Origin of the sequence: Pseudomonas sp. SWRI77 (assembly GCF_014269105.1) — a bacterium.
Taxonomy (GTDB): domain Bacteria; phylum Pseudomonadota; class Gammaproteobacteria; order Pseudomonadales; family Pseudomonadaceae; genus Aquipseudomonas; species Aquipseudomonas capeferrum.
Map to the genome: position 1 here is coordinate 62,698 of NZ_JABWRV010000023.1, position 18,753 is coordinate 81,450.

Here is an 18,753-nt window from a genome sequence, read left to right on the forward strand (position 1 = left end):
GTCAAAGCAGCCCGCGTACTGCTTCGACTTGTGGCTTGCAGCTTGAAACTTGCTACTTAGGGAGAGAATCGACCGTGTCCTGGCAACCCCATATCACCGTCGCCACCGTCGTCGAGCACGAGGGCAAATTCCTCTTCGTCGAAGAGTTCAAAGCTGGCCAGCATGTCTTCAATCAGCCCGCTGGCCACCTGGAACCCAACGAAACCCTGCCCCAGGCCGCCCTGCGCGAAACCCTCGAAGAAACCGCCTGGGAAGTCGAACTGACCGCCGTGGTCGGCATCTACCTGTACACCGCACCCAGCAATGGTGTGACCTACCAGCGCATCTGCTTCGCCGCGCGCCCGGTGCGCCATCACGCCGACCTGGGGCTGGACAGCGACATCGTCCGCGCCGTCTGGCTGACCCGCGACGAGTTGTTCGCCGACCCTAGCCGCTGGCGCAGCGAGCTGGTGCCGCGCTGCCTCGACGACTACCTGGCCGGCCCGCTGCACAGCCTCGCCCTGCTGCGCGACTGACGCGCGGCCTCGGGTTTGATAGAATCGGCGTTTTTCCCCTCTGATACACATCGGTAGCCATGACCAGCCCAGCACTCAAAGACCCCGCCAAGACCCGCGTCATCGTCGGCATGTCCGGCGGCGTGGACTCTTCCGTCTCCGCCCTTCTGCTCATGGAGCAGGGCTACCAGGTGGAAGGGCTGTTCATGAAAAACTGGGAAGAGGACGACGGCACCGAATACTGCACCGCCCGCGAAGACCTGGCCGACGCCCAGGCCGTGTGCGACCGCATCGGCATCAAGCTGCACACCGCCAACTTCGCCGCCGAGTACTGGGACCACGTGTTCGAGCACTTCCTCGAAGAATACAAGGCCGGCCGCACGCCCAACCCCGACATCCTCTGCAACCGCGAAATCAAGTTCAAGGCGTTTCTCGACTACGCCCTGTCGCTGGGTGCCGACCTGATCGCCACCGGCCACTACGTGCGCCGCCGCGACACCGGTGAGCTCACCGAGCTGCTCAAGGGCCTGGACCCGAACAAGGACCAGAGCTACTTCCTGCATGCCGTCGGCGGCAAGGAAATCGCCCGCACCCTGTTCCCGGTCGGCGAACTGGAAAAACCCGAAGTCCGCGCCATTGCCGAAAAGCACGGCTTGGCCACGGCCAAGAAAAAGGACTCCACCGGTATCTGCTTCATTGGCGAGCGCCGCTTCAGCGACTTCCTCAAGCAGTACCTGCCGGCCCAGCCAGGTGAAATCCAGACCACCGACGGCGAAGTCATCGGCCGCCATCATGGCCTGATGTACCACACCATCGGCCAGCGCCAGGGCCTGGGTATCGGCGGCCTCAAGGATGCCGGCGACGAGCCGTGGTACGTGCTCGACAAAGACCTCTCGCGCAACGTGCTGGTGGTCGGCCAGGGCAATGAGCACCCGTGGCTGTTCTCCCGCGCCTTGCTGGCCTCGGACATCTACTGGGTCAACCCAATCGACCTGTCCAGCCCACGCCGCCTGACTGCCAAGGTGCGTTACCGCCAGGGCGACCAGGGTTGTACCCTTGAGCGCAGCGATAACGGCTACCGCGCGGTGTTCGACGAGCCGCAGCGGGCCGTGACGCCCGGCCAGTCGGTGGTGTTCTACGACGGCGAGGTATGCCTGGGTGGCGGCGTGATCGAGACCGCCGAGCCCTGGAGCCCGCGCGCATGAGCAACCTGCAGGAGCAATTGATTGCCCTGGGCGGTGTGTTCCAGGCCGCCGTGCTGGTCGACCGCATCGCCCGCACCGGCCAGGCCAGCGAGGCCAACATCGGCTGCATGCTGGGCAGCCTGCTGGTACGCGACCCCAAGGACACCCTGGAGGTGTTCGGCGGTGACGACCTCAACCTGCGCGACGGTTACCGCGCCCTGGTCGGCGCGCTCGAGCGCGACCCCAGCAGCCTGCAGCGCGAGCCGCTGCGCTATGCCCTGTCGATGCTGGGCCTGGAACGCCAGCTGGCCAAGCGCGGCGACCTGCTCGACACCATCGGCAACCGCTTGCCGCAGATTCAGTCGCAGGCCGACCATTTCGGCCTGATTCATGAAAACGTCATCGCTTCCAGTGGAGCCTTGTACCAGGACACCCTGAGCACTTTGCGCCAGCGTATTCAGGTACACGGCGACATGCGTTTCCTGCAGCAGCCCAGCAACGCCTCGAAGATCCGCGCCCTGCTGCTGGCCGGCATCCGCGCCGCGCGCCTGTGGCGCCAACTGGGCGGCCATCGCTGGCAGTTGGTGTTCAGCCGCCGCAAGCTGCTCAACGAACTGTACGACATGATGCGCACGCCGTCCTGAAGAAAAACGCCGGACCTGTAGGAGCGGCCTTGCGTCGCGAAAGGGCTGCACAGCAGCCCCAGAATCGCCGCCCCAGCATAGATTGCCGGGGCCGCTGCGCAGCCCTTTCGCGACGCAAGGCCGCTCCTACAGGCATTTTTCATGTATGATATGCGCCCTTCCAAAAGCCTGACTGTCCGAGAACACCCCATGCAGCTTTCCTCGCTCACTGCGGTTTCCCCTGTAGACGGCCGTTATGCCGGCAAAACCCAGGCCTTGCGCCCCATTTTCAGCGAATACGGCCTGATCCGTTTCCGCGCCCTGGTCGAAGTCCGCTGGTTGCAGCGCCTGGCCGCCCACCCGCAAATCGGCGAAGTGCCGGCGTTCTCCGCCGAAGCCAACGCCGTGCTGGACACCCTGGCCACCGATTTCAAACTTGAGCACGCCGAACGCGTCAAGGAAATCGAGCGCACCACCAACCACGACGTCAAGGCCATCGAGTACCTGCTCAAGGAGCAGGCTGCCCAGCTGCCTGAGCTGGCCAAGGTCAGCGAGTTCATCCACTTCGCCTGCACCAGCGAGGACATCAACAACCTGTCCCACGCCCTGATGCTGCGCGCCGGCCGTGACGAAGTGCTGCTGCCGCTGATGCGCCAGATCGCCGACGCCATCCGCGCCCAGGCCCACGCCCTGGCCGACGTGCCGATGCTGTCGCGCACCCACGGCCAACCGGCTTCGCCGACCACCCTGGGTAAAGAGCTGGCCAACGTCGTGTACCGCCTGGAGCGCCAGATCGCCCAGGTGGCCGCCGTGCCGCTGCTGGGCAAGATCAACGGCGCCGTAGGCAACTACAACGCCCACCTGTCGGCCTATTCGCAGATCGACTGGGAAGCCAACGCCCGCGCCTTCATCGAAGACGAGCTGGGCCTGCAGTTCAACCCGTACACCACCCAGATCGAGCCGCACGACTACATTGCCGAGCTGTTCGATGCGATCGCCCGCTTCAACACCATCCTCATCGACTTCGACCGCGATGTGTGGGGCTACATCTCCTTGGGCTACTTCAAGCAGAAGACCGTCGCGGGCGAAATCGGCTCGTCGACCATGCCGCACAAGGTCAACCCGATCGACTTCGAAAACTCCGAAGGCAACCTGGGTATCGCCAACGCGCTGTTCCAGCACCTGGCCAGCAAGCTGCCGATCTCGCGCTGGCAGCGTGACCTGACCGACTCCACCGTGCTGCGCAACCTGGGCGTGGGCTTCGCACACAGCGTCATCGCCTACGAAGCCAGCCTCAAGGGCATCGGCAAGCTGGAAGTCAACACCGCACGCATCGCCGCCGACCTGGACGCCTGCTGGGAAGTGCTGGCCGAGCCGATCCAGACGGTCATGCGCCGCTTCAACATCGAAAACCCCTACGAGAAGCTCAAAGAGCTGACCCGTGGCAAGGGCATCACCCCTGAAGCGCTGCTGACCTTCATCGACGGCCTGGACATGCCAGCCGACGCCAAGGCCGAGCTCAAGCTGCTGACCCCTGCTACCTACATCGGTAACGCGGCAGCACAGGCCAAACGCATCTAAGCTGACCGTCGCGTTCAACGCCCGGCTTAGCCGGGCGTTTTTATTCCCGGACGAAAATTACGTTTTTTCAATAGGTTGAACATGAATCCTGATACTCCACTGCAGCTGCTGGGCGGCATCTCTGCCCGCGAATTCATGCGCGACTACTGGCAGAAGAAGCCCCTGCTGGTACGCCAGGCCTTCCCCGACTTCATCAGCCCGATCGAACCCGACGAACTGGCCGGCCTGGCGCTGGAAGAAGAAGTTGAATCGCGCCTGGTGCTCGAGCACGGCGAACACCCTTGGGAACTGCGTCGCGGCCCGTTCGAGGAAGATGTCTTCGCCACCCTGCCCGAGCGTGACTGGACCTTGCTGGTACAGGCCGTGGACCAGTTCGTCCCGGAAGTGGCCGAACTGCTGCAAGAGTTCCGTTTCCTGCCCAGCTGGCGCATCGACGATGTGATGGTCAGCTTCGCCGCCCCCGGTGGCAGCGTCGGCCCGCACTTCGACAACTATGACGTGTTCCTGCTGCAAGGCCACGGCAAGCGCAACTGGAAGATCGGCCAGATGTGCAACAGCGACAGCCCGCTGATCGAGCACGCCGACCTGCGTATCCTGGCCGACTTCGAACAGAGCGGTGAGTGGACCCTGGAGCCCGGCGACATGCTCTACCTGCCGCCGCGCCTGGCCCACTACGGCGTAGCCGAGGACGACTGCCTGACCTACTCGGTCGGTTTCCGTGCCCCGAGCGCCGCCGAAGTGCTGACCCACTTCACCGACTTCCTCGGCCAGTTCCTGCCGGACGAAGAGCGCTACAGCGACGCCGACGCGCAGCCGGTCAGCGACCCGCACCAGATCCAGCACGATGCCCTCGACCGCCTCAAGGGCCTGCTCGACAAGCACATGGGTGACAAGGACCTGCTGCTGACCTGGTTCGGCCAGTTCATGACCGAGCCGCGCTACCCGGAGCAGGTGGTGGGTGAAGAGCTGAACGAGAAAGAGCTGATCGAAGCCCTTGAGGATGGCGCCATCCTGATCCGTAACCCAAGTGCGCGCATGGCCTGGTCCGAGCTCAATGACGACCTGATGCTGTTCGCCAGCGGCCGTAGCTGCCCACTGCCCGCCAAGCTGCGTGAGCTGCTGAAGCTGGTCTGTGCGGCGGACGCGTTACACATCGAAAACCTTGCAGAGTGGTTGGAGGATGAAGATGGCCTTATGCTGGTACAGCAGCTGATCAAACAAGGAAGCCTGGGATTCGCCAATGAATAAGATTCGTGTGCGCCTCGCCGACTGGCATAAGGACAACGCCGACATCCGGCGTATCCGTGAAGCGGTGTTCATTGCCGAACAGCACGTACCGCCAGAGCTCGAGTGGGACTCGGACGATCCGACTGCGGTGCACTTCCTGGCCCTGGAGGGTGACTACCCGATCGGTACCGCCCGCCTGCTGCCCGACGGCACTATCGGCCGAGTATCGGTACTCAAGGACTGGCGCGGGCTGAAGGTGGGCGATGCACTGATGAATGCGGTCATCATCGAAGCCCAGCAGCGCGACCTGAAGCAGCAGACACTCAGTGCCCAGGTGCACGCCACGCCGTTCTACGAGCGCCTGGGCTTTCGCGTCGTCAGCGAAGAGTTCCTTGAAGCCGGCATCCCGCATGTGGACATGGTGCGCGACTCTCGCGAAATCGCCTGATCCCTAAGTGTTTGCCTGCACTGCCCCGCGAAAGGGGCAGTGCAGGCAAAACATCTCGACCGACAAAACCTGTACATCCATCCAGATAAAACTTGCCTCTGCGCCCCTGCTTGCGCATCCTAGTGCCCATCACCCCCGATGAAGCGTTTGCGGCCATGCGCCTGTTCCTCTGCGAAAAACCCTCCCAGGCAAAAGACATCGCCAAAGTACTCGGCGCCACTCGCAAGGCCGACGGCTGCTGGCAAGGCACCGATGTCTGCGTGACCTGGTGCATTGGCCACCTGCTCGAAACCGCCCCGCCCGACAGTTACGACGAACGCTACAAGCGCTGGAACCTCGCCGACCTGCCGATCATTCCCGAAAAATGGAAGATGCTGGTCAAACCCAAGACCGCCAGCCAGTTCAAGGCCGTCAAGCGCCTGCTCGGCGAGGCGCGCGAACTGGTGATCGCCACCGACGCCGACCGCGAAGGCGAGATGATCGCCCGCGAACTGGTCGAGCACTGCCGTTACCGCGGGCCGATCCAGCGTTTGTGGCTGTCGGCACTCGACGATGCCTCCATCCGCAAGGCCCTGGCGCGCCTGCTGCCCGGCCAGGAGACATTCAGCCTTTACCACTCGGCGCTGGGCCGCTCCCGTGCCGACTGGCTGATCGGCATGAACATGAGCCGGCTGTTTACCTTGCTCGGCCGCCAGTCCGGCTACCAAGGGGTGTTGCCGGTAGGCCGGGTGCAGACGCCGACCCTGCGCCTGGTGGTGGACCGCGATCGCAGCATCGCCGACTTCGTGCCAGTGCCGTTCTGGGCCATCGACGTGCAACTCGAACATGCCGGCCAAGGCTTCAATGCCCAATGGCGGGCCCCGGAGGACGCCTGTGACGACCAGGGCCGGTGCCTCAACCCGGCCTTGGCGCAACAGGCTGCCGCCGATATGAGTAACGCGGGCACGGCCCGAGCGGTCAAGGTGGCGACAGAACGCGTGCGCGAAGCTGCCCCCCTGCCCTTCGACCTGGGCACCCTGCAGGAGCTGTGCTCGAAAAAGTTTGGCCTCGGCGCCCAGGAAACCCTCGACATCGCCCAGGCCCTGTACGAAACCCACAAGCTGATCACCTACCCGCGCAGCGACTGCGGCTACCTGCCACTGAGCCAGCACGCCGAGGCGCCCGCCATTCTCGCAGCGTTGCAGCGCGCCGATAGCAGCCTTGCGCCGCTGCAGCCTTACCTTGAGCCACAGCGCCGCTCCCGTGCCTGGAACGATGCCAAGGTCAGTGCCCACCACGGCATCATCCCCACAGCAGCGGCCAGCGACCCCGCGCGCCTGCCCGCCAAGTACAAAGCGGTCTACACCTTGATACGTGCCCGTTACCTGGCGCAGTTTCTGCCCAACCACGAGTACGACCGCACCCAGGCCGATTTCGACTGTGCGGGCCATGCCCTGCGCGCCGTGGGCAAGCAGATCGTCGAGCCTGGCTGGCGGCGTGCCTTGCCCGAGGCATTGACCCCGGCCAAAGGCCGCGAGGCAGCGCCAGCCCAGGTCCTGCCAGCCTTGCGCGAAGGCCAGGACTGCAACGTGCAAGGCCTGCAGCTCAAGGACATGTGGACCCAGCCACCCAAGCCCTTCACCGAAGGCGACCTGATCAAGGCGATGAAGAACGTCGCCAAACTGGTAGATGACCCTCGGCTGAAACAGAAGCTCAAGGAAACCACCGGCATCGGCACTGAAGCGACCCGGGCCAGCATCATCCAGGGCCTGCTCGACCGCGGCTACCTGGTCAAGCACGGCAAGGCCTTGGCCGCGACGCCTGCGGCCTTCAGCCTGATCGACGCCGTGCCACGCGCTATCGCCGACCCCGGCACCACGGCAATCTGGGAGCAGGCCCTGGACATGGTGCAGAGCGGTGAAATGAGCCTGGAAGAGTTCGTCGCCCGGCAGTCGGCCTGGATGGGCAAGCTGGTCGAGCGCTGCAGCGGCATGCGCATGACCATCACAGGGCCTGCAGCCGGCGCCGCGCCGCCCTGGAAAAAGAAGCGCCGGGGCGGCGGGAAAGGCAAAACCACCGCAGGCAAGGCGGCCGCAGCCAAGCCAAGGCAACCGAGGAAAAAGGCGGCAACCTGAACCCTGGCAATGCCAAAACCACAAAACCCGACAAACAAACTGGCGCCGTGAAATTTACCTGCTAAATTTTCATGAAAATAATGATAAAAATTTTCATGAGGCCCCGGTATGTTCAAGCAATCCGCGCAACACATTGCCACCTACTACGCCCAGACCTACCCCACCCCTATTCCTCTACGCCCTACTCTGCAAGGCCGACACGACACTGACGTGCTGATTGTCGGCGCCGGGTTCAGCGGCCTGCACACCGCCCTGCGCCTGGCCATGGCCGGCAAGCGAGTGACGCTGCTGGAAGCCAGCCGTGTGGCCTGGGCTGCGTCCGGGCGCAACGGTGGCCAGGCGTTGCTGGGCTGGTCATGCGACATGCCGCCGCTGGAAAAAACCCTCGGCATCGAACGCACTAGGCGCTTGTGGGACAGCATGTGCTGGGCCGCCGATGAAATGCGTGAACTGCCGCAACGCCATGGTTTCGATGTCGACTATCGGCTTGGCAGCTTGTGGAGCGCCGTGTTGCCACGGCGGGTGAAGATGCTTGAGGATGCCCTGCATGACGCCCAGGCCAAGTGGGGCTATGGCGCCCTGCGCCTGATTGGGCGCGATGAGCTGCCCCAGTGGATCGACAGCCCGCGCTACCAGGCTGCGCTGTATGACGCCAAAGGTGCACACCTCAACCCGCTCAAGCTGGCCCAAGGCCTGGCCAGCACTATCGAGGCAGCCGGCGGGCACATCTTCGAGCAAAGCCAGGTGCTCGACTACCAGCAGACCGGCAACGGGTATGTCACCCGCACCGGCCATGGCGAGGTGCACAGCCAGGTCCTGGTGCTGGCCTGCAACGCCTACATCGACCGCCTCGACCCGGCACTGTCGCGCCGTTTGCTGCCCGTTGGCTCCTACCAGGTAACGACCGCGCCACTGGAAGCCGACTTCGCCAAATCATTACTGCCGCGCAACAGCTGCGTGATCGACAACCAGTTCGTGCCCGACTATTTCCGCCTTACCCCCGACAACCGCCTGCTGTTCGGCGGCGGCTGCACCTACCTGGGCGGCATCCCCAAGGACGTGGCCGGCGCCACCCGCCCCTACCTTGAACGGGTGTTCCCGCAATTGGCTGGGGTGGCCATCGACTTTGCCTGGGGCGGCCACATCGACTGCAGCATCCAGCGCACTCCCGACATCGGCCGTGACGGCCAGCGCTATTGGTTGCAGGGTTTCTCCGGCCATGGCGTGCTGCCGACCCTGGCTGGGGCGCGGGCGGTCAGCGATGCGATCCTCGGCAACGACGACCTGCTGACGTTGTACCAAGGCATCGACAACGGTCGCTTCCCTGGTGGCGACTTGATGGCCGCACCGCTGGAGGCCGCGGCCAAAGCCTGGTACAGGTTGCGCGACCATGTCTGATGAAGTTCAAACACTGGCGGTGCTGATCCGCGACCTGCGCAAGCACCGCGGGCTGACGCTTGACGAGCTGGCCGGCAAGGTCAAGCGCTCACTGGGCTTTCTCTCGCAGGTCGAACGCGGCCTGTCGCGCCCGACCGTGGCCGACCTGACGGCCATCAGCGAAGCCCTGCACGTGCCGACCACCTACTTCTACCAGGCCGGCCAGCCGCGCCCGCTGGACTGGGTCACCCGGCCCGGTGAACGGCGCACGATCTACTACGCCGAGGGCATCAGCGACGTGCTGGTATCGCCCACCCTCAATGGCGGCTTCTCCATGCTCGAAAGCCACCTGGCGCCTGGCGCCAGCAGTGGCGAGGGGCACCTGAACGACAGTTCCGAGCAAGGCGGCTTCGTCCTCGAAGGCGAGCTGACGCTTTGGCGCGAAGGCCACGCCGAGGCGGTGACGCTGCGGCGCAACGACAGCTTTCAGCTCCCCCCGCACAACCAGTTCCGCTACGCCAACCTGACCGACCAGACGACCCGGGTCCTCTGGGTCTTCCGATGAGAGCACAGCATGACCATCACCACAGGTTTTCCCGATCTGCTCAGTGAAGTACGCGCGTTCCGTGCCCGCTACCCCGGCGTACGCCACGTCGACCTGCTAAGCCTGGATATCCCCGGGCATTTCTACGGCAAGCGCTACCCCATCGACATGCTGGAAAAGGTCGCCGCCGGCAGCCCGCTGAAACTGCCACAGAACTGCGTGCTGCTGGGGGTACAGGGCGGGTTGTTCCCGATTGGCGACTATTGCTTCAACGATGGAGATCCGGATGCGCTGCGGCGCCTGATCCCCGGCACCCTCAAGCCGGTCACCTGGGAGCGCGAGCCGCTGGGCCAGATGCTGATCAGCTCCGATGGCACCGCAGCGCCCATCGAGTTCGAGCCACGAGAAGTGCTCGCCCGCGTGTTGCAGCGCCTGGCCCGGCGTGGCATTCGCCCGGTCGTGGCATTCGAGCTGGAGTTCTACCTGTTTGAGCGGGCACTCAAGGAAGGCCTGCCGCAGTTTCCGCGCGACCCGTTCAGCGATGACCCGGACGATCAGCCCAACATGCATATCGAGCGGCTGTCGCGTTTCAGCGACGTGCTGCGCGACATGGTCGAAACGGCCAACGCGCAGGGCGTCGACGCCAACGTCATCACGGCGGAATTGGGGCCGGGCCAGTTCGAGATCAATTTCGGCCACTGCGACGACGGCCTGCGCGCCGCCGACTGGGCAGCCCTGTTCTGCCGCAGCACCCGTGGCGTGGCGCTCAAGCATGGCCTGCGCGCCTCGTTCATGAGCAAACCCTACCTGCAAGCCCCGGGCAGCGGCATGCATGTGCATGTGAGCCTGTATGACAACGACGGCAACAACCTGCTGGCCGCCGACGGGCAGCGCCCGCTGCGCCATGCGGTGGCAGGCTGCCTGGCGACCCTGCCGCACTGCATGCCGATCTTTGCCGCCAACCACAATGCCTTTCGCCGCTATGGCGCCATGGTCAACGCTGCCAGCCGTGCGAGCTGGGGCTTCGAGGACCGCGATGCGTGCATCCGCATTCCCGAGTCCGATGCGCGCAACTTACGCATCGAGCATCGTCTGGCGGGTGCCGACGCCAACCCGTACCTGGTGCTGGCGGCGATCCTGTGTGGCATGGAGCATGGGCTGGATGCGGCGCGGGAGCCGATTGCGCCGCTGAACGAAGACCGTGGCAGCGGTATCGACTTTCCGACGGACATGCTCAGCGCCGTAGCCGCGATGCGCAATCACCCGGCGGTGAATGAGGGGCTGGGGGAAGAGTTCGTGATGGTGTATTGCGAGAACAAGCGTCAGGACCATCTGGCGTTCATGCAGGAGGTCAGTGCCAGAGAATATCGATGGTTCCTGTAATGACTTGATTGTCAGTGCTGGCCCTTTCGCGGGGCCGGTACTGACAAGACCAAAATCTCTCCTATTCTCAATAGCTCACTTGGCAATCCCCCTGCACAGAGGAGCCGCGACCATGAGCTACGTAACCACGAAGGATGGCGTTCAGATCTTCTACAAGGACTGGGGCCCGCGCGATGCGCCGGTCATCCACTTCCACCACGGCTGGCCGCTGAGTGCCGACGACTGGGACGCCCAGCTGCTGTTTTTCCTGGCCGAGGGCTTTCGCGTGGTCGCCCACGACCGCCGCGGCCATGGGCGCTCCAGCCAGGTGTGGGACGGCCATGACATGGACCACTACGCCGACGACGTGGCGGCCGTTGTCGAACATCTGGGCATCCAGGGCGCGGTGCATGTAGGCCACTCGACCGGCGGCGGCGAAGTGGTGCGCTACATGGCGCGCTACCCCGGCGACAAGGTCGCCAAGGCGGTACTGATTGCCGCCGTGCCACCGCTGATGGTGCAAACACCTGCCAACCCGGGCGGCCTGCCCAAGTCGGTGTTCGACGGCTTCCAGGCCCAGGTGGCAGATAACCGGGCGCAGTTCTACCGCGACGTGCCGACAGGGCCCTTTTATGGCTACAACCGGCCTGGCGTCGAACCTGCTGAAGGCATCATCGGCAACTGGTGGCGCCAGGGCATGATCGGCAGCGCCAAGGCGCACTACGACGGCATCGTTGCGTTCTCGCAGACTGACTTCACCGAAGACCTGAAGGGCATCAACCAACCGGTTCTGGTGATGCATGGCGACGATGACCAGATCGTGCCCTACGAGAATTCCGGCCCGTTGTCAGCTAAGTTGCTGCCTAACGGCACGCTGAAGACTTACAAAGGCTTCCCGCACGGCATGCCCACCACCCATGCCGATGTGATCAATGCCGATTTGCTGGCATTCATCCGCAACTGAAGCGGTGCCAGTGCGGGCCCCTATGGCAGCGGGTTTACCCGCGAAACGGCCCGCACTGGCAACACCCACTCGTCAGGATTACCATGTCCCACTTCTAGCGCGGCCGTTTGCCGCACCCTTGCCTCCCTGCCTGCCAGATACCAATGCCCTTCGAACTCACCGTAGAACCCCTCACGCTGCTGATCCTGGCCCTGGTCGCCTTCGTCGCCGGCTTCATCGACGCCATCGCCGGCGGTGGTGGCCTGCTCACCACGCCGGCATTGCTGACGGCCGGCATGCCACCGCACCTGGTGCTGGGCACCAACAAGCTCAGCTCCACGTTTGGCTCGGCCACCGCCGGTTTCACCTACTACAAGCGCAAACTGTTCCACCCTGCGCAGTGGCGCCCGGCACTGTTCGCCACCTTGGTCGGCGCCTCGCTGGGCGCAGTGATCGCCCACTATTTGCCCGCCGAATGGCTGAACAAGATGCTGCCGGTGGTGGTCTTCGCCTGCGGGGTCTACCTGCTGTTCGGCGGCACGCCAAAGGCACCGCTGGATGCCAATGCGCCGATCAAGAAGAAATGGCAAGTGCCGCAAGGCTTCACCCTGGGCTTCTATGATGGCGTGGCCGGCCCCGGGACCGGCGCATTCTGGACCGTAAGCACCCTGCTGCTGTACCCCATCGACCTGGTGCGCGCCAGCGGCGTGGCGCGCAGCATGAACTTCGTCAGCAACATCGCGGCGCTGACGGTGTTCATCATTTCCGGGCAGGTGGACTACATCGTCGGCCTGGCCATGGGCCTGTCGGTGATGGTCGGCGCCTTCTTCGGCGCACGCACGGCGATCAGCGGCGGCAGCAAGTTCATCCGCCCGGTGTTCATCACCGTGGTGCTGGCCTTGACCGTGCGCCTAGCGTGGCAGCACTGGTTCGGGCAGGCCTAGACGCCGAGCCACATACAGGTCGATCAGGTAGCGGGCGATGGAACGCCCGGCCGGCAGCGGCGGCAGGTCGTGCACGCTGAACCACTGGGCGTCCTCGATCTCGTCCGGTTGCATCACAATCTCCCCGCCCGCGTACTCGGCATGGAAGCCCAGCATCATCGAATGGGGGAATGGCCAGCACTGGCTGCCAACGTACTGGATGTTCTGCACCTCGACCGCCACCTCTTCACGCACCTCGCGTACCAGGCAGTCCTCGGCCGACTCGCCTGGCTCGGCAAAGCCCGCCAGGGTGCTGTAGACACCGGTGACAAAACGCGGCGAGCGCGCCAGCAGAATCTCGTCACCGCGGGTGACCAGCACGATCATGCTCGGCGAAATGCGTGGGTAGCTGCGCAGGTCACACGGCTGGCAATACATTGCCCGCTCCCAACGGATTTGCGTCATCGCCTGGCCGCAACTGCCGCAGAACCGGTGTTCGCGGGCCCAGGTGCCGATCTGCGCGGCGTAGCCCAGCACCTTGTACAGGTCGAAGTCGCCTTCGAGCATGAACGCACGCAACCCAAGCCAGGCACACCCCGGCACGTCGGTGGCGGTGCGCAATTCGAGCAGGAACACCGGCTGGCCATCGAAGTGACCGATGCCATGCTCGCACAGTACGTCCAGGTCCTGGCGCTTGAGCCACTCGCGGGGGAACAGCGCGCCGTTGTCGTCCACCAGGAACCCTTCCGGGCTGCGGGCGACGGCCCAGCCCCCGGTGATCTGCGGGTCGAGTACTGCGGTAGTCCAGCGTGCTGACATGTTGGGGGTTCCTTGCTGAGCGCCCCCCGAGCTGTCAGTCGGCGAACGTCGGTTTCTGTTTGCTCATGTGCGCCGCCACTGCCACGCGCAGGTCTTCGGACTGCAGCATCGCGGCGTTCCAGGTGGCGATGTACTCCAGGCCATCGTCAATGCGATGGTCACGCATGTAGCTGAGCATTTCCTTGGTGCCGGCCACGGCGATCGGCGATTTTGCGGCAATCTCGCGGGCAATGGCAAAGACCCCGTCGAGCAGCGCGGCCTGATCATCATAGACGCGGTTGACCAGGCCGATGCGCAGCGCCTCATCGGCCTCGACGTTGCGCCCGGTGAATGCCAGCTCACGCATCATGCCGTCGCCGATGATACGTGGCAAACGTTGCAGCGTGCCGACATCAGCGGCCATGCCCATGTCGATTTCCTTGATCGAGAACTGCGCATCCTGGCTGCAGTAGCGCATGTCGCACGCCGAGATGAGGTCGATGGCCCCCCCAATGCAGTAGCCCTGCACCGCTGCCAGCACCGGTTTGCGGCATTTGTCCACGGCGTTGAACGAGCCCTGCAGGCGCAGGATGGTACTGCGCAGGAAGCGCGCATTACGGCCGACGTCCTTGCCCATCTGGCCGGCCAGCGAGGCCAGCATCATCAAGTCGATGCCGGCGGAAAAATGCTTGCCCGCCCCGCTGATGACCACGGCACGCACGGCATCGGTGTCGTCGACCCACTGGAAGATGTCGATGATCTCTTCCCAGAAGGCCGCGTTCATGGCGTTGACCTTTTCCGGGCGGTTGATCTGAACGTGGGCAATGTTGTCGGTCAGTTCGACCTTGAACGCGCTGTACTCGGTCACGTGCGGCACTCCTGCGGTTGAAGGGTTCATAGCGCAGGATGGTAACCCAGCCGCGAGGCCGCACTTGTGCCAAAAACGGGACTGCACACCTTGCCTAAGGCGGCCCGATCCGGCACCGTGCGGCATTGCCGAATTATAAGGATACATATTCATGTCACGCTCCGTGGCCGGCGCGCTCGCGCACAATTTCCTGGGCCAGTCACCGCTCTGGTACAAGGCCGTCATCGGCCTGTTCCTGGTGCTCAACCCATTGCTGTTGCTGACTGCAGGCCCGGTCACGGCGGGCTGGGTGCTGGTGATCGAATTCATCTTCACCCTGGGCATGGCGCTCAAGTGCTACCCGCTGATGCCTGGCGGATTATTGCTGGTTGAAGCACTGCTGCTGGAGATGACCACGCCTCAGGCGCTGTACGAAGAACTGCAGCACAACTTCCCGGTGATCCTGCTGCTGATGTTCATGGTTGCCGGTATTCACTTCATGAAGGAACTACTGCTGTTCCTGTTCTCGCGGATCCTGCTTGGCGTGCGCTCGAAAGCGCTGCTGTCGGTCCTGTTCTGCGTGCTGTCGGCGTTTCTCTCGGCCTTTCTCGATGCCCTGACCGTTACGGCGGTGATCATCAGTGCTGCGGTAGGCTTCTACGCGGTCTTTCACCGTGTCGCCTCCGGGGCCAACCCGCGCGAAGACAGCGCGCTCGACAGCGACCAGCAGATCCCCCAACTGCACCGTGAAGACCTCGACCAGTTCCGCGCCTTCCTGCGCAGCCTGCTGATGCACGGTGCGGTAGGTACCGCGTTGGGCGGCGTGTGCACGCTGGTGGGCGAACCGCAGAACCTGTTGATCGGCCATGAGATGGGTTGGCACTTCGCCGACTTCTTTTTCAAGGTCGCGCCCGTGTCGTTGCCGGTGCTCGGCGCCGGGCTGCTGACCTGTGTGCTGCTGGAAAAACTGCGCCTGTTCGGCTACGGCACGCTGATGCCCGAGCGTGTGCGCCAGGTACTGGCCGCCTACGCCGCCGAAGACGATGCCGCGCGCACCGCGGCACAGCGAGCCGCGCTGTGGGTGCAAGGCAGCGCCGCGCTGATCCTGATCATCTGCCTGGGCCTGCACATTGCCGAGGTTGGCCTGGTGGGCCTGCTGGTGATCGTGCTGATCACCGCGTTTACCGGCATTACCGATGAGCACCGCCTAGGCCGTGCCTTCCAGGACGCCATGCCGTTCACCGCGCTGCTGGTGGTGTTTTTCGCCGTGGTCGCGGTGATCCATCAACAGCAGCTGTTCAGCCCGCTGATCGCCTGGGTACTGGCGCTGCCCGCCGAACAACAACCCGGCATGCTGTACCTGGCCAACGGTTTGCTGTCGGCGATCAGCGACAACGTGTTTGTCGCTACCATCTACATTACCGAGGTCAAGCAGGCGTTTCTCAATGGTGGCATGAGCCTCGAGCATTTCGAGACGCTGGCGGTGGCGATCAACACCGGTACCAACCTGCCGAGCGTGGCAACCCCAAATGGGCAGGCGGCGTTCCTGTTTCTGCTGACCTCGGCGGTTGCGCCGCTGATCCGGCTGTCGTATGGCCGAATGGTGTGGATGGCCTTGCCTTATACCGTGGTCATGGGTGGGCTGGGGTGGTGGGCGGTGACCTACTGGTTGTGAGGTCCTGGCTTGGGTTTTGCTGCGTCTGTGAGATCGAGCGCTGCCCGCGCGGCGCTCGATCTCAGACGCTGCAATCCTAAAGACAAACATCCCACACCCAACCCGATACAACTTTTGCCCCTAACCTGCATCGAATCACAATAAGTCCCCATCCGCTTCAAGGAGGTTCGCCATGGCGATGCGCTCGGCACTGTTGCTTTCCTGCATGACCCTTGCCCTGATCGGTTGCGCCGGGTCCAACGACGAACACAAGACGCCCCCCACCACGCAGCAGGTCGACCTGCAGCGCTACCAAGGCACGTGGTACGAGCTGGCACGCCTGCCGATGTTCTTCCAGCGCAACTGCGTGCAATCCGAAGCGCACTACGGCCTGCGCGAGGACGGCCGCATCGACGTCAACAACCGCTGCAAGGAAAAGGACGGCCAATGGAATGAAGCCAAGGGCATCGCCGAAGCCCAGCAGCCAGGCAAGACCGACAAGCTTTGGGTGCAGTTCGACAACTGGTTCAGCCGCCTGGCACCGGGCCTGACCAAGGGAGACTACTGGGTGCTTTACCACGACAAGGACTACCGCGTAGCCCTGGTCGGGCACCCTAACCGCGAGTACCTGTGGCTGCTTTCGCGCACCCCGGCGGTCACCGACCAGGAGCGCGAACAGCTGCTGTCGATAGCCCGCAAGCAAGGCTATGACACCAGCAAGCTGATCTGGCGCCAGGAGGGCTAGCCCGCCGCACGGCTGCTCGTCGACGACGCGGGGCAATCAAGCTAAGGTGTGCGCCCCGCATCCCCTCGAAGGAACGAGCCGTTGATCACCTGCCACGTCAAATACACCGTCGACCCTTACCAGCTGCCAGCGTTCGAGGCCTATTCGCGCCTGTGGATGGGCCTGGTCACGCGCATGGGCGGCAAGCACCACGGCTACTTCCTGCCTGCCGAAGGCGCCAACAATGTTGCCTACTGCCTGTTCAGTTTTCCCAGCCTGGCGGCCTACGAGCAATACCGCAAACAGGCGGAGACCGACCCCGAATGCATCGCCGCGGTGGCCCTGGCCACTGAGCAACGGTTTATCCTCAGCGATGAGCGCAGCTTCCTCAAGCCACTGCTCGAGCCGCGCATTCGCTCACTTGCCCTGTGCGTGTTCCATCACCAGGGCAAGATCCTGGTCAACGTCTTCGATGACCCTGTGACGCAACGGACGCTGTGCCGACCGCTCGGTGGCGGTATCGAGTTTGGTGAACGGGGCAGTGCAGCCATCGCCCGGGAAATCGAAGAAGAACTGGGGCAGTCGATCAGCGATGTGCGCTTGCTTGGTACGCTGGAGAGCCTGTTCACCTATGCCGGTGCACCGGGGCATGAGATTGTGCAGGTTTTCGATGCTCGCTTCGATGACGCCAGCTTGTACCAGCAGCCGTGGCTGGAAGGCCGCGAATCCAACGGCAGCCCTTTTCGCGCCAAGTGGTGCGACAGCGCCGACTTCGACAGTATCGGCCCGCTTGTCCCCGAAGGGTTGCAAGCCATGCTGCGCGACCTGTCGCTGCTCGGTTGAACTGAAGGAGGCAGATCATGGACCTGCTGTTTCTAGGCACCAGTGCCGGTGTGCCGACCAAGGCCCGCAACGTCAGTGCAACCGCCGTTATCGAAGCCAGCGGCAGCCACTGGTACCTGGTCGATTGCGGCGAAGGCACGCAACACCGGCTACTGCACACGCCGTTATCGATACGCGACCTGCGCGGCATCTTCATCACTCATGTTCACGGCGACCATTGCTTCGGCCTGCCGGGTTTGCTGGCCAGTGCCGGAATGAGCGGACGGACCCAGCCGCTGGACCTGGTCCTGCCCGCCGCGCTGCATGATTGGGTGAGGCTGAGCCTGGCTGCCAGCGACAGCTACCTGCCTTTCGAAGTGCGCCTGCTGGCAGTAGAGAGCCTGGCTGACTGGCGTAGCGAGACGCTGCAGGTCAGTACCGTGCAGCTGTCGCATCGGGTGCCGAGCGTTGGCTTCGTGTTTACCGAGCTCAACCCTGAGCCGCGCCTGGACGTGCAACGCCTGGATGCCGAGGGCATCCCTCGCGGGCCGTTGTGGGGTGACCTGGCCAAGGGGCTGTCGGTGGAACATGGGGGGCGAACCCTGCACGGGCATGATTACCTGCGCGCGTCGCGAGCGGCACGGCGAGTGATTGTGTGCGGTGACAACGACAGGCCCGAGCTGCTGGCGGAGGTCGCCAAGGGCGTGGATGTCCTGGTGCATGAGGCGACCTTTACCCAGGCGATCATCGAACGCACGGGGGCTACATTCGGCCATAGCACGGCGGCGCAAGTGGCACGGTTTGCCGAGGCCGCAGGGGTACGTAACCTGGTGCTGACGCATTTCAGTGCGCGGTATCAGAGTGATTCACGGCGCAGTCCATCCATCGATGATGTTCGGGTCGAGGCGCTGGCCCATTACCACGGGCATTTGACCTTGGCCCGGGACCTGCAGCGGTATCACATTGGGCGCGATGGGTGTCTGGTGGCGGTTGGGTAGATTGGGGTTGGGCTGACAGGTGCATGCCGTAGGTATGGCGCCATGAGATCGAGCGCCGCCCGCGTGGCGCTCGATCTCATGGGCGCTGAA

At 64.0% G+C, this 18,753-nt stretch carries 18 protein-coding genes; 16 read left to right on the forward strand and 2 right to left on the reverse strand.

The features are described from left to right. Positions 1–74: 74 nt before the first annotated feature. The 12 genes from HU766_RS20460 to HU766_RS20515 all read left to right on the forward strand — a co-directional run bounded on the left by HU766_RS20460 (position 75) and on the right by HU766_RS20515 (position 12,841). A complete protein-coding gene (locus HU766_RS20460; protein WP_186660159.1) occupies positions 75–515 on the forward strand; it encodes an NUDIX domain-containing protein in 441 nt (146 codons plus the stop codon). 59 nt (positions 516–574) lie between these two features. Beyond that, positions 575–1,699: a tRNA 2-thiouridine(34) synthase MnmA gene (gene mnmA, locus HU766_RS20465; protein WP_186660161.1), complete on the forward strand. Its 1,125-nt coding sequence runs from the start codon at positions 575–577 to the stop codon at positions 1,697–1,699. Continuing rightward, positions 1,696–2,322 carry a high frequency lysogenization protein HflD gene (gene hflD, locus HU766_RS20470; RefSeq protein WP_186660163.1) on the forward strand — a complete coding sequence of 209 codons (627 nt, stop codon included), beginning with the start codon at positions 1,696–1,698 and terminating at the stop codon, positions 2,320–2,322. The genes mnmA and hflD overlap by 4 nt, the downstream gene beginning before the upstream one ends. Before the next feature lie 189 nt (positions 2,323–2,511). After that, positions 2,512–3,882 carry an adenylosuccinate lyase gene (purB, locus tag HU766_RS20475; RefSeq protein WP_033699922.1) on the forward strand — a complete coding sequence of 457 codons (1,371 nt, stop codon included), beginning with the start codon at positions 2,512–2,514 and terminating at the stop codon, positions 3,880–3,882. 81 nt (positions 3,883–3,963) lie between these two features. Continuing rightward, the gene (locus HU766_RS20480) at positions 3,964–5,130 is read left to right on the forward strand and encodes a cupin domain-containing protein (protein ID WP_186660165.1); all 1,167 of its coding nucleotides are present in this window, start codon (positions 3,964–3,966) and stop codon (positions 5,128–5,130) included. Further along, entirely contained in the window at positions 5,123–5,557 is a 435-nt protein-coding gene (locus HU766_RS20485; RefSeq protein ID WP_033696724.1) for a GNAT family N-acetyltransferase, read from the forward strand. Before HU766_RS20480 ends, HU766_RS20485 begins: the two co-directional genes overlap by 8 nt. A gap of 155 nt (positions 5,558–5,712) precedes the next feature. Then, on the forward strand, positions 5,713–7,671 hold the full coding sequence (locus HU766_RS20490; RefSeq protein WP_186660204.1) for a DNA topoisomerase III: 1,959 nt from the start codon (positions 5,713–5,715) through the stop codon (positions 7,669–7,671). 108 nt (positions 7,672–7,779) lie between these two features. Beyond that, the gene (locus HU766_RS20495) at positions 7,780–9,069 is read left to right on the forward strand and encodes an FAD-binding oxidoreductase (RefSeq protein WP_186660167.1); all 1,290 of its coding nucleotides are present in this window, start codon (positions 7,780–7,782) and stop codon (positions 9,067–9,069) included. Next, positions 9,062–9,613 carry an XRE family transcriptional regulator gene (locus tag HU766_RS20500; RefSeq protein WP_033696721.1) on the forward strand — a complete coding sequence of 184 codons (552 nt, stop codon included), beginning with the start codon at positions 9,062–9,064 and terminating at the stop codon, positions 9,611–9,613. Before HU766_RS20495 ends, HU766_RS20500 begins: the two co-directional genes overlap by 8 nt. A 15-nt stretch (positions 9,614–9,628) precedes the next feature. Further along, positions 9,629–10,975, forward strand: a complete 1,347-nt coding sequence (locus HU766_RS20505; protein ID WP_186660206.1) for a glutamine synthetase — start codon at positions 9,629–9,631, stop codon at positions 10,973–10,975. 112 nt (positions 10,976–11,087) lie between these two features. Beyond that, positions 11,088–11,918, forward strand: coding sequence for an alpha/beta hydrolase (locus tag HU766_RS20510; RefSeq protein ID WP_156310083.1), 831 nt, complete (start codon positions 11,088–11,090; stop codon positions 11,916–11,918). A 143-nt stretch (positions 11,919–12,061) separates the two neighbouring features. Then, entirely contained in the window at positions 12,062–12,841 is a 780-nt protein-coding gene (locus HU766_RS20515) for a TSUP family transporter (RefSeq protein WP_033696718.1), read from the forward strand. Here HU766_RS20515 and nudC read toward each other — a convergent pair. After that, positions 12,809–13,639 (reverse strand): NAD(+) diphosphatase, encoded by an 831-nt coding sequence (gene nudC, locus HU766_RS20520; RefSeq protein ID WP_186660169.1) that lies wholly within the window; start codon positions 13,637–13,639, stop codon positions 12,809–12,811. The two genes, HU766_RS20515 and nudC, sit on opposite strands and share 33 nt — an antisense overlap. Positions 13,640–13,673: 34 nt before the next feature. Continuing rightward, entirely contained in the window at positions 13,674–14,486 is an 813-nt protein-coding gene (locus HU766_RS20525) for a crotonase/enoyl-CoA hydratase family protein (RefSeq protein ID WP_047581826.1), read from the reverse strand. Between the two features lie 151 nt (positions 14,487–14,637). Between HU766_RS20525 and nhaB the strand changes: the two genes are divergently transcribed. From nhaB to HU766_RS20550, 4 genes are all read left to right on the forward strand, one after another. Further along, positions 14,638–16,140 carry a sodium/proton antiporter NhaB gene (gene nhaB / locus HU766_RS20530; RefSeq protein WP_186660178.1) on the forward strand — a complete coding sequence of 501 codons (1,503 nt, stop codon included), beginning with the start codon at positions 14,638–14,640 and terminating at the stop codon, positions 16,138–16,140. 172 nt (positions 16,141–16,312) lie between these two features. Continuing rightward, a complete protein-coding gene (locus HU766_RS20535; RefSeq protein WP_077068357.1) occupies positions 16,313–16,864 on the forward strand; it encodes a lipocalin family protein in 552 nt (183 codons plus the stop codon). Positions 16,865–16,912: 48 nt separating this feature from the next. Beyond that, entirely contained in the window at positions 16,913–17,686 is a 774-nt protein-coding gene (locus tag HU766_RS26455) for an NIPSNAP family protein (RefSeq protein ID WP_346656701.1), read from the forward strand. A 17-nt stretch (positions 17,687–17,703) separates the two neighbouring features. Then, the gene (locus HU766_RS20550) at positions 17,704–18,663 is read left to right on the forward strand and encodes a ribonuclease Z (RefSeq protein WP_186660180.1); all 960 of its coding nucleotides are present in this window, start codon (positions 17,704–17,706) and stop codon (positions 18,661–18,663) included. The last annotated feature ends 90 nt before the right edge of the window (positions 18,664–18,753 follow it).

Excerpts from the sequence above, each read along its gene's own strand:
- HU766_RS20510 (WP_156310083.1), top strand. The coding sequence starts at position 11,088 with ATGAGCTACGTAACCACGAAGGATGGCGTTCAGATCTTCTACAAGGAC.
- HU766_RS20535 (WP_077068357.1), top strand. The coding sequence starts at position 16,313 with ATGGCGATGCGCTCGGCACTGTTGCTTTCCTGCATGACCCTTGCCCTG.
- nudC (WP_186660169.1), bottom strand. The coding sequence starts at position 13,639 with ATGTCAGCACGCTGGACTACCGCAGTACTCGACCCGCAGATCACCGGG.
- HU766_RS20515 (WP_033696718.1), top strand. The coding sequence starts at position 12,062 with ATGCCCTTCGAACTCACCGTAGAACCCCTCACGCTGCTGATCCTGGCC.
- HU766_RS20480 (WP_186660165.1), top strand. The coding sequence starts at position 3,964 with ATGAATCCTGATACTCCACTGCAGCTGCTGGGCGGCATCTCTGCCCGC.
- purB (WP_033699922.1), top strand. The coding sequence starts at position 2,512 with ATGCAGCTTTCCTCGCTCACTGCGGTTTCCCCTGTAGACGGCCGTTAT.
- mnmA (WP_186660161.1), top strand. The coding sequence starts at position 575 with ATGACCAGCCCAGCACTCAAAGACCCCGCCAAGACCCGCGTCATCGTC.
- HU766_RS20550 (WP_186660180.1), top strand. The coding sequence starts at position 17,704 with ATGGACCTGCTGTTTCTAGGCACCAGTGCCGGTGTGCCGACCAAGGCC.
- HU766_RS20490 (WP_186660204.1), top strand. The coding sequence starts at position 5,713 with ATGCGCCTGTTCCTCTGCGAAAAACCCTCCCAGGCAAAAGACATCGCC.
- nhaB (WP_186660178.1), top strand. The coding sequence starts at position 14,638 with ATGTCACGCTCCGTGGCCGGCGCGCTCGCGCACAATTTCCTGGGCCAG.
- HU766_RS20500 (WP_033696721.1), top strand. The coding sequence starts at position 9,062 with ATGTCTGATGAAGTTCAAACACTGGCGGTGCTGATCCGCGACCTGCGC.
- hflD (WP_186660163.1), top strand. The coding sequence starts at position 1,696 with ATGAGCAACCTGCAGGAGCAATTGATTGCCCTGGGCGGTGTGTTCCAG.
- HU766_RS20485 (WP_033696724.1), top strand. The coding sequence starts at position 5,123 with ATGAATAAGATTCGTGTGCGCCTCGCCGACTGGCATAAGGACAACGCC.
- HU766_RS20495 (WP_186660167.1), top strand. The coding sequence starts at position 7,780 with ATGTTCAAGCAATCCGCGCAACACATTGCCACCTACTACGCCCAGACC.